14 protein-coding genes and 2 pseudogenes are annotated in these 13,099 nt (G+C 47.6%); 14 read left to right on the forward strand and 2 right to left on the reverse strand.

The features are described from left to right. Positions 1 to 199: 199 nt before the first annotated feature. A pseudogene (locus ACTWJ7_RS17290) lies at positions 200 to 1,380 on the reverse strand (YhgE/Pip domain-containing protein). A gap of 172 nt (positions 1,381 to 1,552) precedes the next feature. Between ACTWJ7_RS17290 and ACTWJ7_RS17295 the strand changes: the two are divergent. Further along, positions 1,553 to 2,173 carry a TetR/AcrR family transcriptional regulator gene (locus ACTWJ7_RS17295; protein WP_301877155.1) on the forward strand — a complete coding sequence of 207 codons (621 nt, stop codon included), beginning with the start codon at positions 1,553 to 1,555 and terminating at the stop codon, positions 2,171 to 2,173. Between the two features lie 25 nt (positions 2,174 to 2,198). On the opposite strand, the gene ACTWJ7_RS17300 is transcribed toward ACTWJ7_RS17295, so the two are convergent. Then, the gene (locus tag ACTWJ7_RS17300; protein WP_079349078.1) at positions 2,199 to 2,816 is read right to left on the reverse strand and encodes a TetR/AcrR family transcriptional regulator; all 618 of its coding nucleotides are present in this window, start codon (positions 2,814 to 2,816) and stop codon (positions 2,199 to 2,201) included. 179 nt (positions 2,817 to 2,995) lie between these two features. Between ACTWJ7_RS17300 and ACTWJ7_RS17305 the strand changes: the two genes are divergently transcribed. The 13 genes and pseudogenes from ACTWJ7_RS17305 to ACTWJ7_RS17365 all read left to right on the forward strand — a co-directional run bounded on the left by ACTWJ7_RS17305 (position 2,996) and on the right by ACTWJ7_RS17365 (position 13,095). Next, positions 2,996 to 3,946: an ABC transporter ATP-binding protein gene (locus tag ACTWJ7_RS17305; RefSeq protein WP_079349077.1), complete on the forward strand. Its 951-nt coding sequence runs from the start codon at positions 2,996 to 2,998 to the stop codon at positions 3,944 to 3,946. Next, the gene (locus tag ACTWJ7_RS17310) at positions 3,927 to 4,829 is read left to right on the forward strand and encodes an ABC transporter ATP-binding protein (RefSeq protein WP_079349076.1); all 903 of its coding nucleotides are present in this window, start codon (positions 3,927 to 3,929) and stop codon (positions 4,827 to 4,829) included. The genes ACTWJ7_RS17305 and ACTWJ7_RS17310 overlap by 20 nt, the downstream gene beginning before the upstream one ends. After that, positions 4,822 to 5,607 (forward strand): ABC transporter permease, encoded by a 786-nt coding sequence (locus ACTWJ7_RS17315; protein ID WP_079349075.1) that lies wholly within the window; start codon positions 4,822 to 4,824, stop codon positions 5,605 to 5,607. The genes ACTWJ7_RS17310 and ACTWJ7_RS17315 overlap by 8 nt, the downstream gene beginning before the upstream one ends. 98 nt (positions 5,608 to 5,705) lie before the next feature. Next, complete coding sequence (locus ACTWJ7_RS17320) at positions 5,706 to 5,864, forward strand: hypothetical protein (protein ID WP_443145678.1); 159 nt, start codon at positions 5,706 to 5,708, stop codon at positions 5,862 to 5,864. Further along, the gene (locus tag ACTWJ7_RS17325; RefSeq protein ID WP_443145679.1) at positions 5,861 to 6,220 is read left to right on the forward strand and encodes a hypothetical protein; all 360 of its coding nucleotides are present in this window, start codon (positions 5,861 to 5,863) and stop codon (positions 6,218 to 6,220) included. The genes ACTWJ7_RS17320 and ACTWJ7_RS17325 overlap by 4 nt, the downstream gene beginning before the upstream one ends. A 413-nt stretch (positions 6,221 to 6,633) precedes the next feature. Beyond that, positions 6,634 to 7,638, forward strand: coding sequence for a VanZ family protein (locus tag ACTWJ7_RS17330; protein WP_079349073.1), 1,005 nt, complete (start codon positions 6,634 to 6,636; stop codon positions 7,636 to 7,638). A gap of 237 nt (positions 7,639 to 7,875) precedes the next feature. After that, positions 7,876 to 8,343, forward strand: a complete 468-nt coding sequence (locus ACTWJ7_RS17335; RefSeq protein WP_079349072.1) for a hypothetical protein — start codon at positions 7,876 to 7,878, stop codon at positions 8,341 to 8,343. Next, entirely contained in the window at positions 8,340 to 9,416 is a 1,077-nt protein-coding gene (locus tag ACTWJ7_RS17340) for a CehA/McbA family metallohydrolase (protein ID WP_301877151.1), read from the forward strand. The genes ACTWJ7_RS17335 and ACTWJ7_RS17340 overlap by 4 nt, the downstream gene beginning before the upstream one ends. Then, complete coding sequence (locus ACTWJ7_RS17345) at positions 9,413 to 10,165, forward strand: glycerophosphodiester phosphodiesterase (protein WP_301877150.1); 753 nt, start codon at positions 9,413 to 9,415, stop codon at positions 10,163 to 10,165. The genes ACTWJ7_RS17340 and ACTWJ7_RS17345 overlap by 4 nt, the downstream gene beginning before the upstream one ends. Further along, positions 10,150 to 10,941 carry a LacI family DNA-binding transcriptional regulator gene (locus ACTWJ7_RS17350; RefSeq protein WP_443145680.1) on the forward strand — a complete coding sequence of 264 codons (792 nt, stop codon included), beginning with the start codon at positions 10,150 to 10,152 and terminating at the stop codon, positions 10,939 to 10,941. The genes ACTWJ7_RS17345 and ACTWJ7_RS17350 overlap by 16 nt, the downstream gene beginning before the upstream one ends. Continuing rightward, positions 10,920 to 11,213, forward strand: a complete 294-nt coding sequence (locus ACTWJ7_RS17355; RefSeq protein ID WP_443145681.1) for a substrate-binding domain-containing protein — start codon at positions 10,920 to 10,922, stop codon at positions 11,211 to 11,213. Before ACTWJ7_RS17350 ends, ACTWJ7_RS17355 begins: the two co-directional genes overlap by 22 nt. Further along, a pseudogene (locus tag ACTWJ7_RS17360) lies at positions 11,189 to 12,012 on the forward strand (ABC transporter permease). Before ACTWJ7_RS17355 ends, ACTWJ7_RS17360 begins: the two are co-directional and overlap by 25 nt. Positions 12,013 to 12,054: 42 nt before the next feature. After that, positions 12,055 to 13,095, forward strand: coding sequence for an ABC transporter ATP-binding protein (locus ACTWJ7_RS17365; protein WP_301877148.1), 1,041 nt, complete (start codon positions 12,055 to 12,057; stop codon positions 13,093 to 13,095). Positions 13,096 to 13,099: the final 4 nt, after the last annotated feature.

Raw genomic sequence — 13,099 nt, forward strand, 5'->3', positions numbered from 1 at the left:
CATAGCTGCTTAAGCGCGCTATAATCATTGAGAAACAGACGTACTAAGCCGGAGAATCCGCTTAGTACGTCTGTATTTTTTAGAAAGATGAATAGTAAATAATATGATTTTATCCAGTGTCATTTGTGCTTTTCAACAACCTGTACTGATGATTACCACGTTAAAGAGATCAAGTGTCCATTTAATGGAACGAAATGCTCTAATTTAGATTATGCTGGAGCTCCTTCGTGCTCTCCTTTTTGAGATGGGGCATGAAAGCAGTGGCTAAAATGACGACGATACCCGCAAGTCCGATCCAAATCAGAACGGATAACGGTGTATTCCAGGTCAATCCATGACCGAAGAAGAATAACTCCCGTAAACCGTCTACCATATAACGCATTGGAAGCCAAGAGTATACCCAATCCCGGTAAAAGGGGGACAACATCTCTGGAGCTAGAGCAAGCAGCGGCCCGCCAAAGAATAGCAGTAGCGCAAAAATGGAAATTCCGCCAAATCCAACTAGGGAAACCACAGCCGAAATCAAGAGGAAAAAGCTGAAGAAAGAGATGGACAGGAACCAGGCGATATCTGTAAATTGTGGAATTTGCAGCCCGACCATTCCATCAGCAATCCAGGCAAAGCCGAATCCCACCACAACGGCGATGACCGCTCCTGTTACAATCTGTCCTATTTTTAAAGAAAGACGATCTCTTCTTGAACGGGACGGCATTTTTTTTATCGCCATAAAAATAATGGCTGCACTCGCCAGGCTGGACATCCACAGAGGCTGGAACAAAGAAATCGGCGCGTTACCATTAGCGCTGTGTGTACCAATTTCGTTCACATTGGTGACTTTCTTGGTGATAGGATTTACCAGAAGAGATGCCTGTTCTACGGTTAGTGTCGCTCCTTGAGCTTTGAATCCCTCCATCAATTGGGAACGAACCGTGTTATTCATATTATCGACGATTCCGTTTAGCATCTGTCCTGCCAAAGTGGAGGCCGCCGTGTTCATGCCTTGGTTGATCATAATTTGCACCTCAGGCGAAGAAGGGGCTGTTGTCATGAGGGATGCCTGCTTAGAGCTAAAATCCGCCGGAATAACGAATGCTGCATAATACTCCTTTTGGTCCAGCCCCTTTGAACTTCCGCCAGGCTGTTTACGTTAACCCATTTTACTGCCGGTTCTTCATCCTTCCCTGAGTCTGCTGTTTTTTGTATCATTTCCACGATGTTCTGTCCCATATTCATTTTTGGTTGATTACGGATCTCAGCTCCCTCATCTTCGTTTACGATTGCAATGGGCAAGTTCTTGGGCTGGGGCTGAACCGACGGAAACAACGTCAACGAAAAGACAAAGATGATGACCAAAGCAAGAATGGGCGATATCAGCACCATCTTATTTTTGAAAAGATTCAACAAACTTCACTCCTTATAATGATCATTATGTTGATTAACATTCACATTGTTGATTATAATAACTGCACCAAGAAATACAATAATCACATTTTTATAAAATGGGCATTAATCAACACCATTCAAAAAGGTGTTCAATAAGGAGTGGAGCGAAGTGAATCATCAGGAAGATAAGATGGATCGACGCAAGATCCGAACGAAGAAATTGATTCGTCAGGCCTTGTTGGAATTGACGATGGAAAAGGGGCTTAACAAGATCAGTGTGATGGATCTGGCTGAACGAGCAGAGATTAACAGAGGCACATTTTATCTGCATTATCGTGACGTAGCTGATCTGGTAGACCAATTGAAGCAGGAGATTTTTGAAGGAATCCAGTTGCTGGCGATTGATCTTAATCCGATGGAAGTACGGCCATATGCGGAGCGTGGAGAACCCTATCCTTCTATTCTTAAAATATTGGAATATCTATTGTCGCACGCAGATTACCTGCGCGTTATGCTAGATCCCAAGGGTGATTTGCAGCTCCCCATTCAGCTTAAAGAACTGATGGCGCAGCGCATGATTCAAAAATTCGAATCCCACCTCCCAAGAGAATCGGTTATTCCATGGGATTACTTCTTAGCTTTTACTGCCTCGGCCAATATCGGACTATTAACGCATTGGATGGCCCAAGGCAATGATCTATCAACCCGGGAGGTTGCCTTGATTATGACTCAAATTACAAGCCAAGGACCTTTGGAAACACTGATAAGAGGAATAGGAAGTACAAAGTAGACGGTTTTTCGCTGGATTTTTGAACTCAATTGTTCAGTCCAGCCGCTGTAAAAGGGCCTTTCACGGTAATCGTAGCAAGGATACGGGCCATCTCAGCCGGAGATTCTGTTCCGTCACTATTCAACCATTGCTCAATGACGCCGATATGGGCAGAGGCCAAATAAGCAATTAAATACTCACTCGGGACAAGCAAATTTTCTTGCTTAATCAGAGGAAATTCTTTTCTTACAAACAGTGTATTCCACAAAAAGTCTTTCATCTTGGTTTGGAAAGACTGACCGCCATTGGGACCGGATACCGCTCTCATGAACCTTCTGTTTTGGTCCAGATACTCAAACATGGAAACCATGACATTCAAGGGAACCGTAGCGGGAACGTTTGACTTAAAATCCCCATTCGTATCCGTAACGTTTTGTTTAACGATTTCCCTCATATTGCTCATAAACTCTTCTTGACTTCGTGCCATCAGATCAAATTTGTCCTGATAATGCGAATAAAAGGTTCCGCGATTAATTCTGGCCTTTGTCGTAATGTCCTTTACCGTGATGGCTTCGAATCCTTTTTCTTCAATTAAATCGATTAATGCTTCCCGAATGAGCTCCCTGGTTCGAATAATTCGTAAGTCGTTGCTTGGCTCACGCATCAATAATTCAGCTCCTATATGAATAAAATATACACAATCGCAAAAAGTGTTGGATATCCGGCACATCGCATGATTCTGATTATTGTTGATCAGTTACATAGCCATTATAATTAAAAACATCAAGATAAACAACACGTTGTCCTTTTAAAACGTGAATTAGAGAAAGGGTGGATCTGAACATGCCCGTCATTGAGATTGAGCATTTAACGAAGGATTACGGCCATCAGCGCGGGATTTTCGACGTTTCCTTTAGCATTGAAAAAGGGGAAGTGTATGGATTTTTAGGACCAAACGGAGCCGGTAAAACGACGACGATTCGACATATTATGGGCTTTTCCCGTCCGCAGCAGGGAAAAACTCTCGTGAACGGCCTGAACAGTTGGGAACGTGCGGCTGACATTCAAAAGCAACTGGGATATTTACCGGGTGAAATCGCTTTGCCCGAATCTCTTACGGGGACACAGTTCATTCACATGATGGCAGGTTTGCGAGGAATTACGGATATGTCACATACGCAGGCTTTAATGGAGAAGTTCGAGCTGAATCCTGCGGGGAGCTTAAAGCGGATGTCTCTTGGCATGAAAAGAAAGCTGGCCATCGTCACCGCATTCATGCATGACCCAGACGTACTGGTACTGGATGAACCTACGAGCGGATTAGATCCGATTATGCAAAATTTGTTTATTGAGTTCATTAAGGATCAGAAGGAAAAAGGTAAAACCATTTTGATCTCAAGCCATATTTTTTCCGAAATTGATGCGACTTGTGACAAAATTTCCATCATTAAGGAGGGACGTTTAATCTCGTCCTTTGTAGCGGATGATTTACGTCGTAGCGAAATCAAGGCATTCAAGATGGAATTGCTAACCGCAGAAGCATTCAATCGCTTTGAGGATGAGGTAAAAGCACAACAAAACATAGAAGTTGTTTCCTTAACGCCTCAAAAACTACAAGTGATATTGCGTATCCATGATCAGAATATCAACACTTTTATTTCCTTCATTTCCGATTATGAAGTGAAGTTTTTCTCCGAAATCAAATTCACTTTAGAGGATTATTTCATGAAGTTTTATGACCGCAACTCGACGGTTACAGGGGAGGCCACACCTAATGTCTTACATCGAAATTAAACATTTGACTAAAAATTATGGAAACGGACAGGGCGTATTTGACCTCAACCTGACGATCGATAAAGGCGAGGTATTTGGCTTTGTTGGTACAAATGGAGCTGGTAAAACAACGACCATTCGGCACATCATGGGCTTTTTGAAGCCTCATAACGGGACTGTAACTATCAATGGAATGAATAGCTGGACGGAATCTGCCGAGATTAAGAAATTAATCGGTTATATTCCTGGAGAGATTGCTTTCCCGGATGCACCGACGGGCACAGAGTTTCTAAGAAGGCAAGCCGAAGTCTTAGGATTAACGGACATGTCTTACGCTGAACGTATCATCAAAAAATTGCAGCTTGATCCCACAGCCAATCTGAAAAGAATGTCTAAGGGGATGAAACAGAAAACGGCGATTGTTGCTGCTTTGATGGCCGATCCTGAAATTTTGATACTAGATGAGCCAACGACAGGGTTAGATCCTCTGATGAGGGCTGAATTCGTAGATATTTTGAAAGAGGAAAAGAAAAAGGGCAAAACGATATTTATGTCCAGCCACATGTTTGAGGAGGTCGAGGATACATGTGACAAAGTAGCTCTAATCAAAGGAGGAAAGCTGATTGCGGTCAAGCGCACCTCCGAGGTAAAGCATAATGAAAACAAAGAGTATAAAATCGAATTTTTAGCTCGTGAAGATTACCGGCAATTTTTATCGGAGCCGTTTCATTTCGTTAAGAAGCGTGATGAACATAATCAAGTGGTAATTCAAATCAACGATGCGGAGATCAACGTGTTATTTGGAACCTTGAAGAGGTACCAGATCAAATTTATGAAAGAGATAAAGTATACGCTTGAAGATTACTTCAAAGGGATTTACGAGGAGGAAAACATCAATGCTTAGCAAACCGATTTTCAAGCAAACGCTAAAGGCCAATATCAAATTATGGCTCATTTTTACAATCATTATGACGGCATTACATGTCATTCTCATAGCTGTGTTTGATGCAAGCACCATCTCTGATATGTCGGGTATGGTCAAAGACACCCCGCTAGCCAGCCTGTTAGGAGAGGCTACATTTCTGGGAATGATGTCCAAAACCTTCTATGGGATTCAGGGTGTACTTTTGCCCATCGTATTTATTATCATGACCGCTAACAGTCTCATCGCATCACAGGTTGATAGAGGGTCTATGGCCTATCTGCTCTCGACTCCGACCAAGCGGAGTACGGTTGTTCTAACTCAGGCCGTGTACTTGATCACATCACTCATCGTGATGATCCTGATTATCACTTTGGCGGGATATACGTCAATCCATGTATTCCAGGGTGATGTGGATATTAATATGACGAATTATTTCATGCTGAACCTCGGTTTGTTCCTTTTAATGTTTGCAACCAGCAGTATTTCATTCTTTTTCTCCTGCGTATTCAATCTCACGAAAAATTCCTTGGCGTGGGGAGCGGGCATTCCAATGGCATTTTTCCTTCTTAAATTGATGGGAGATGTGGATAGCAGTTTGGAAAAATTAAAGTATCTATCGATGAACTCGCTATTCGACACACATGCCATTTTAAACGGAGGCAGTTATACGATTCAGTTTGTCTCACTGGTCGTGGTTGGCATAGTACTTTATTTCCTAGGCATTCGCATCTTCAAAAACAAGGATTTGCCATTATAATTATTACTCACTGACAAACACAGATGTCCTATTCGCACAGGCAAGAAGTCCACTTATCGCGTAAACTGAAGTAAATCAGTGGAGTGAGGTGAAATTCCATGGCTAAAACCAACGAGATACGTCTAAAGGCAAAACGGTATAAGACCCGTCCCGTCTACGTGACTCTTCATAGTGGTGAAACGTACATCGGTTACATCTCTGACGTGAATAACGGAGGCCTGGTGCTTACCGGGGAGGAACAATATCGCCCACGGTGACCAAAGAGGGCAGTTCCCGTGCTTCCAACCGAAAGGTCGTTTCACGCAACAAGAGTGGTCGTTCCCAGGACCGGAAACGGGTGAATGGCACACGCAAGCCGTCTACTCGTTCACGCACAGTGTCGCGCGCAAAGGTTTCATCCTTTCTGCCTATGATGGGTTCGCTGTTTGGCGGGCTTGGCGGGGCTTCGGCTGGAGGCATGCTTGGCGGCGGTTTGCGGATGTTCGGCATGATCCAGCAATTCATGCCGGTTGTGAAAATGGGCTACGGCATGATTAAATCCATCCATCCGTTTATGGGTGCCGTCAAAGGTCTGATGGCTCCGCCTAGTCAGGCCGAAGAGCAAGAGAATTAATCCGATATTGCAAAGACAACGGTACAATATGAAAAGCAGTCCATCACCAAAGATGAACTGCTTTTTTATATCCAAAAAAACATATACCGAAAAATCGCCTATATTCAGGCCTGTAACCGTTTCGCCATCTTTCTCAATGACACCGGATACGTCTGGTGTAATCAGATTGTGAACAAAAGATAAATCCAAGCTTCATTCCCATTCAGAGCTGGAACAACAGGTAAGTCAGCGTAATTGACAACGCTTAAAGTATTCTCTTATACTGATAGCAACGAAACAGAATATCCACAAGCCTCTATGGGTTATGGCTTTTCTCAAAAAATTACTATTAACGCTACACGATAGCCTTGCTGGCTGTCGTGTGTTTTTTTTGCAAAAAGTAGCAATAACACAGACCAGAAAGGATTTGCTGTATGTATCAAGGGAAGTCACGGAGAATCGTCGTTATACTGTTGGGGTTATACACGATATTAACTTTATTCTTTTTATTTGTAGGTTTTAATAGGTCCTCTTTTATCCCTGACCAAGGTCTAAGATACCATTTAACATTTGAAGGTATTCCTTTGCATTTTCCTATGGGAAGAGACTTTCAAATTTGGTTCTTTGACTTAGGCAATTTTCTTGCCTTTATCCCATTTGGAATGGTCATCCCGCTTCTGTATCGTTGCAGTTTTACCCGATTTATCTGCTTTTTTATGATGGGCATCACGGTTATAGAGTTGATTCAAATGTTCTCCCGCTTGGGGGCGTTCGATATCAACGATATCATCATAAATACATTAGGAGCAGCAGTAGGGTATTGGTCACAGCGAATCATAATACAGCATAGAGATACATTTAAGGGAATGCTTAAAATTGCCCTGACAGCGGTAGTCATTTCTACCGGAATGATTCTTGTTGTAGGAGGCATCAATCATTATTTAGATAACGTGGACGGAGAAGTTGTGGTTCTGAATGAACTCGCGGTCAACGAAGGGACTGTGAAATGGGATGCAAATCTGACCACCTTTGCTGCGGGAACGACCAAGGTTGAACCTCAACTCAATCTGTACAGTCTGGAAAACAGAAAAAACAATGTGTTTTCATATCTATTAAACGGCAATTATGCAAAGATGGAGGGCTATGTCGCCATATCAGGAAATGCTGACGACACTGCAAGCAGTGATAGAAACGAAATCATCTTTATCGCAGACGGATCAGAAATCTATTCCATCAGTTTGGGAGGAGAGCGTGAGCCGGACTCTTTTCAGTTTACTGTGAAGGGTACCAAAGAACTTATCATCAAAGTTCTCGACAACGGTACAAATCCGAACACCAATATCGTGATGTGGGATGTTACTCTAACCGAGGTGAACACAGGCCAAAGAATGATAAACATAATTACTGATCCGATTAAAGAAGTATTCAAGCAAAACTGAATGCCCTTTGTATGCAGTGCGAAAACAATTTAGCGATCAAAAGATAAGATGACCATTCTTCTTTTAATAGAAGATCGGTCTTTTTTGTATTTACAGAACATTAACATGATGCAGATACGGGTCTGATTTTTTTCCCGTAACATAAGTGATAGATGTGGGAACGGTCCCACACTCATCCAACTTTGCATCACGAAAGCCGTGCGAAGACAACGAAAAGATGAAAGGCGGTGCGGCGTAATGGAGCTGCTGGATCTACAAGGATATGCGTCTCCTGAGGATTCAAAGACACATATCCGCATTCCTTTTGAGTTAAACGAGGGCTGTGGGAAGCTGAACCTGCGATTACAATATGCACCGAAGACGCTCGAGAATCGGGAGAAGGCGCTGCAGCTACTTAAGAATAGTTATGACTTATACATTTTGCCGGAAAATCGGGAATTCGCAATGGAGAATGCCGACAGGCACCTCCCCCTGAAAAATTTGATCACACTTTCGCTGGACGACGCGCAGGGATATCGCGGAGCGTGCCACCGCCAGGATGAGGTGCAGGAGTTGTTCGTATCGGAGCGAGATGCTTCACCCGGTCTCATGCCGGGTGAGCTGGTTCCCGGCTCCTGGAGCGTCACACTCAGCCTGCACTGTATCGTGACAGATATCTGCGATTACCGGCTGCAAATCTGGACGACGGAGGTCGACACCATATGAAATGGCTCGCCTGCGAACTGCATACACATACGCTGCACAGCGACGGCAGCCAGACGCTGGAGGAGCTGGCGGCAGGAGCGGCCAATCTGGGCTTCGACGCCATCGCGCTGACCGACCACAACACGATGTCCGGCCTGATCGGCAAAGAAGAACTGGAGCGGAAATACGGACTGCGAATTATTCCCGGCATGGAGTGGACGACCTTTTACGGTCATATGGTGACGATAGGATTGAACGCTTTTGCCGACTGGCGTCAAGTAGATCGGGATAGGATCGATGAGGGGATTGAAGCCGTACATCGGCTCGGGGGAATCGCCGGGCTTGCCCATCCGTTCCGCATCGGCAGTCCGGCTTGTACCGGGTGCTTCTGGGAATACGAGATCGGAAATTGGTCCGCCGTCGATTATATCGAAATCTGGTCCGGAACGTTCCCTTCCATACAGACAAACAATCGGCGGGCATTTGATCTGTGGACACAAAAGCTGAATGAAGGGTATCGGATCGCCGCAACTTCTGGCCGGGACTGGCATGCGCAGGTCGAAACGGAAGAGCCGATATCGGTCACATACCTCGGCATCGAGGACAACGCAGTTGAGGCGAGTGGTGATTCGGTATCTCTACCCATACATGAACAAACCCTGATTCAGGCGCTGCGGGAAGGGCGCGCTTCCGTAACCATTGGTCCTCTGCTGACCTTGAAGCTAAACGCTGGTGGTTCTGACTATCCGATCGGCTCTACGGTTCCATCGGTAGTCGAGAGACCGGAAGCCGCAGTGCAGCCGATCCAGGTGAACTTGACGCTGGACTTCTCGGTCCGCGCCGGACTGTGGTCGCTGCCGACGCAGGTCTGCAGATTGAAGCTGTGCTCCAATCTGGGCGAGGAACTAAGCCTGGAAGTACCCTATTCATTGGACGGACAGATGATGCAGTTCGAAGCCCAACTGACGGAGTCCACACCTGATATTCCCCGCAAGTGGATTCGCTCCGAGTTGTGGGGAACGGTGCAAGGCGCTTATGTTCGAATCGCCTTTACCAACGCGATTTATTTCGAAGAAGGAGGATACCCGCGATGAACAAATTTCCGCTGGTCACGGCCCACACCGGCTGCATGGGGCATCCCGATCATTCTTATGAGTCGCTTCAGGCGGCTCTGACACTTGGCGTGGATATTTACGAAGATGATATCCGGTCGACTCGGGACAGCGTACCGGTACTCGCACATGACGACGATATTACTTTGGCAGATGGAAGCCGCGTCAGCCTAGCAGAATTAACACTGAAAGAGTTGAATGCCAGCTTGTCGGTGCCAATTCCGACCCTTCAGGATGTGCTTGGGCAGATCCGGGAAGCCGGTAAAATCATGAATCTCGATATCAAAACGGACAGCGCCCTCGAGCCCGTGTCCATCATGGTCGAACGGATGGGTATGACGGAAATGGTGTTTCTCAGCGGCTGCAATTATGGAACGGCGGTCAAAGCTGGTCGCTACGCTCCGCACATCCGCAGGCTGCTTAATGTGAACATGCAAAGCTTCGCAAGTCTGCCCTACGACGAGGCAATGATCCAGGCCTGTGCAGAAGGCCGCGAAGCCGGCTGCTTCGGGCTTAACGTACCATATCAGGCAGTACGGCCAGAACTAATGGAAGCGGTACGGGGGAATGGTCTGGATCTCTACGTCTGGACAGTTACGGAGGCGGACGACATGCGGCGACTTGCGCAGTTGGGCGTCAATTCGATAACAACCCGCGATCCGGCTAAGCTGATCGCCGTCCGGGGAGAAATGGAATGTGCAGAGGAGAATAGGGATTGGACAATAAACTGAATCATAGTCTGCGGGAACTGGCGCAGTTGGCCGGCGTATCGAAATCTACCGCATCTCGGGTCATCTCCGGAAATGGATACGCGAGTCCCGAAGTCAGGGAACGAGTGCTTAAGGCGGTCGAGCAGCTTCGTTACAAGCCGAGCGCCGTCGCACGAGCGATGGTCGCGAAGCGGACGCACAACATCGGAGTCATCGTTTTTCGCGACAGGCTGCCGATCGTATCCCACACACTGTACGGCAGAATCATCGACGAGATTCTGATGGCTGCTGAAGCACTGGGCTACTCGATCTTCCTGAAGACTGACCGGGAGATGTCGCTGCGCTCCACCGATTATATGCTGGAGCAGCGGGTCGATGGACTCATTCTGGTCAGCAGGCTGCAGAAAAACGTCATCGATTACGTCAAGAACTTCAATATCCCTTACCTGATGGTGAACGGATCGACCGAGGATCCGGATGTGGTGCATCTTGTGAGCAACGACGAAGCCGGCGGAGAACGGGCGGCAGAACATCTGTATGCGTGTGGACACCGCAAATTCTTCATCATCGCCGGACCGGGTGAGCATCGGAGCCACTCATTGCGATTGGCGGGCTTCCGCAAGCGGCTCGAATCCCTCGGCGTTTGTTCCGGCCAGGACGGGTTTACCGTCGTCGAGTCTTCGGAATCCAGTTTCGATTCAGGCAGGAAGCTGATGGAGGAGCACTATGCGGCATTCCTGGAGGAGAATATAGCGCTCTGTTTAGCACGAATGACATGCTGGCACTGGGCGCCATGAAAGTGCTGATGGAGCGCGGCGTCCGCATCCCGGAGGAAGTATCCGTAATGGGTTACGACAATACCGAAGTGGCGGGGATGTATCACCCGTCGCTGACGACTGTCAGTGTGGATGCGTCCGGTATAGGCCGAGACGCGGTATCCATTCTGAACCGCCTGATCAGCGGCGAGGGGAGCGTGCCGCGCCTGATTGAATACGAAAGCGAAGTGATCGTTCGTCAATCGACAAATGGAAAGGAGGATGGGACATGTTGTGGTACTGGAAACACGTAGGCCCGAGAAGAATTATCGAATTTGTGTTACTTACCGTGTTCGCCGTTTTTTTCGCGGGTCCGCTGGTCAACCTGCTGGTGCTTGCTTTTAGCGAAAAGTGGAATTATCCGGACATTCTGCCCAGGTATGGGGTTTCAAATGGTGGGAGTTCGTGCTGGCGAAGGACGATATCGTCTCGTCTATCTCACTATCGTTCCTCATTGCCACCCTGGTGACTCTGCTGTCTATCGTCGTTTGCATCCCAGCAGCGTACGCCTTCGCAAGACTTCAGTTTCCGCTGAAGCGGATGTTTCTGTTTTCGTTCCTGCTGACGCACGCCTTTCCGAAAATGGGGTTGTACGTCTCCATCGCAGTCCTGTTCTACCGGATCGGACTGATGAATACGCTGCTCGGCGTTGTGCTGATCCATATGATCAATGTGTTGATGTTCATGACCTGGATTCCAACTTCCGCTTTTCGCAACGTGCACCGTGCACAGGAGGAATCGGCACGAGACGTTGGGGCCAGCCCGTTCAAAGTTTTTCGCAGCATCACACTGCCAATGGCAATGCCGGGCATCGTGGTCGCTTCGATCTTCACGTTCCTGAATTCGCTCGACGAAGCGCAGGGTACCTTCCTGGTCGGCATTCCCGATTACAAAACGATGCCAATCGTCATGTACTCCATCATTTCCGACTTTCCGAGCAGTGCCGGGGCCGTATTCTCGATCATCTTGACGCTACCAACCATTATCTTGCTGGTAGCAGCCCAGCGGCTGGTGAGCGCGGACGTGCTGGCGAGCGGTTTTCAAATGAAATAGAAATGCTTCGGTCACTATACCGGGGCAAAGGGAGGCAGAAGCATGCAGTTGTCTGTACAAGAGTTAGCCAAACGCTACAAAACCGGTGACGGGGTCAGCGGCATCAACATTGATATCGAAAAAGGCGAGCTGGTCACCCTTCTGGGTCCTTCGGGGTGCGGCAAAACCACCGTGCTACGGAGCATCGGGGGGTTTCTGGAACCGGACTCCGGAGACATCTTGATCGAGGGCAAGAGTGTCATTCAGCTTCCACCGGAGAAACGGCCAACCTCGATGGTGTTCCAGAGCTATAATCTGTGGTCGCATATGTCGGTATACGACAATCTGGCGTTCGGCCTGAAGATCCGCAAAATGCCGAAGGCAGAGATCCGCACCGCGGTCGAGGATGCGCTCAAGCTGGTCCGGCTGTCGGGCTTCGGGAAGAAGTATCCGGCCGAGCTTTCGGGCGGACAGCAGCAGCGGGTTGCGCTGGCTCGATCCCTGCTGCTCAACCCGGCGGTACTCCTGTTGGACGAGCCTTTCTCGGCACTGGACGCCAAGCTGCGGCACGAAATGCGCGAAGAACTGCGCGAGATCCAAATGAAGACGGGTCTCACGATGGTCTTTGTCACGCATGATCAGGAAGAAGCATTGTCGTTATCTGACCGCATTATCGTCATGAATCATGGGCACATCGAGCAGATTGCTCAGCCGCAGAAGATTTACGATGAGCCGGCTTCCTTGTATGTCGCCGGTTTTATCGGCAAAATGAATTTCTTGAAGGGGGTGGCGGAAGGGGAGAGCATACACATTGGAAGTCTTAGCCTACCGAACGAGAAGGGGCTAAGTGGACAGGTGACGGCGGCGGTCCGGCCAGAAGACGTTCAGGTGAGCAGTACCACGATGGGTGAAGGTATTTTGGCAGGCAAGGTCAAGCAGGTGATGATTCTGGGACATTACGCGGAAGTTACCGTGGAACTGATGGAATTCGGCATCATACGTGCTTTTCTGAACAAGGAATTCGTTGAGCAGCTGCAGGTAGGAAAAGACGTTGGGATCTCGATATCGAAAATGACCGGATTCCCGGTCGCTGAATCGAACTGAGGAG

The sequence above is a fragment of the Paenibacillus sp. 1A_MP2 genome (genome assembly GCF_052244825.1).
GTDB classification, from domain to species: domain Bacteria; phylum Bacillota; class Bacilli; order Paenibacillales; family Paenibacillaceae; genus Paenibacillus; species Paenibacillus vandeheii.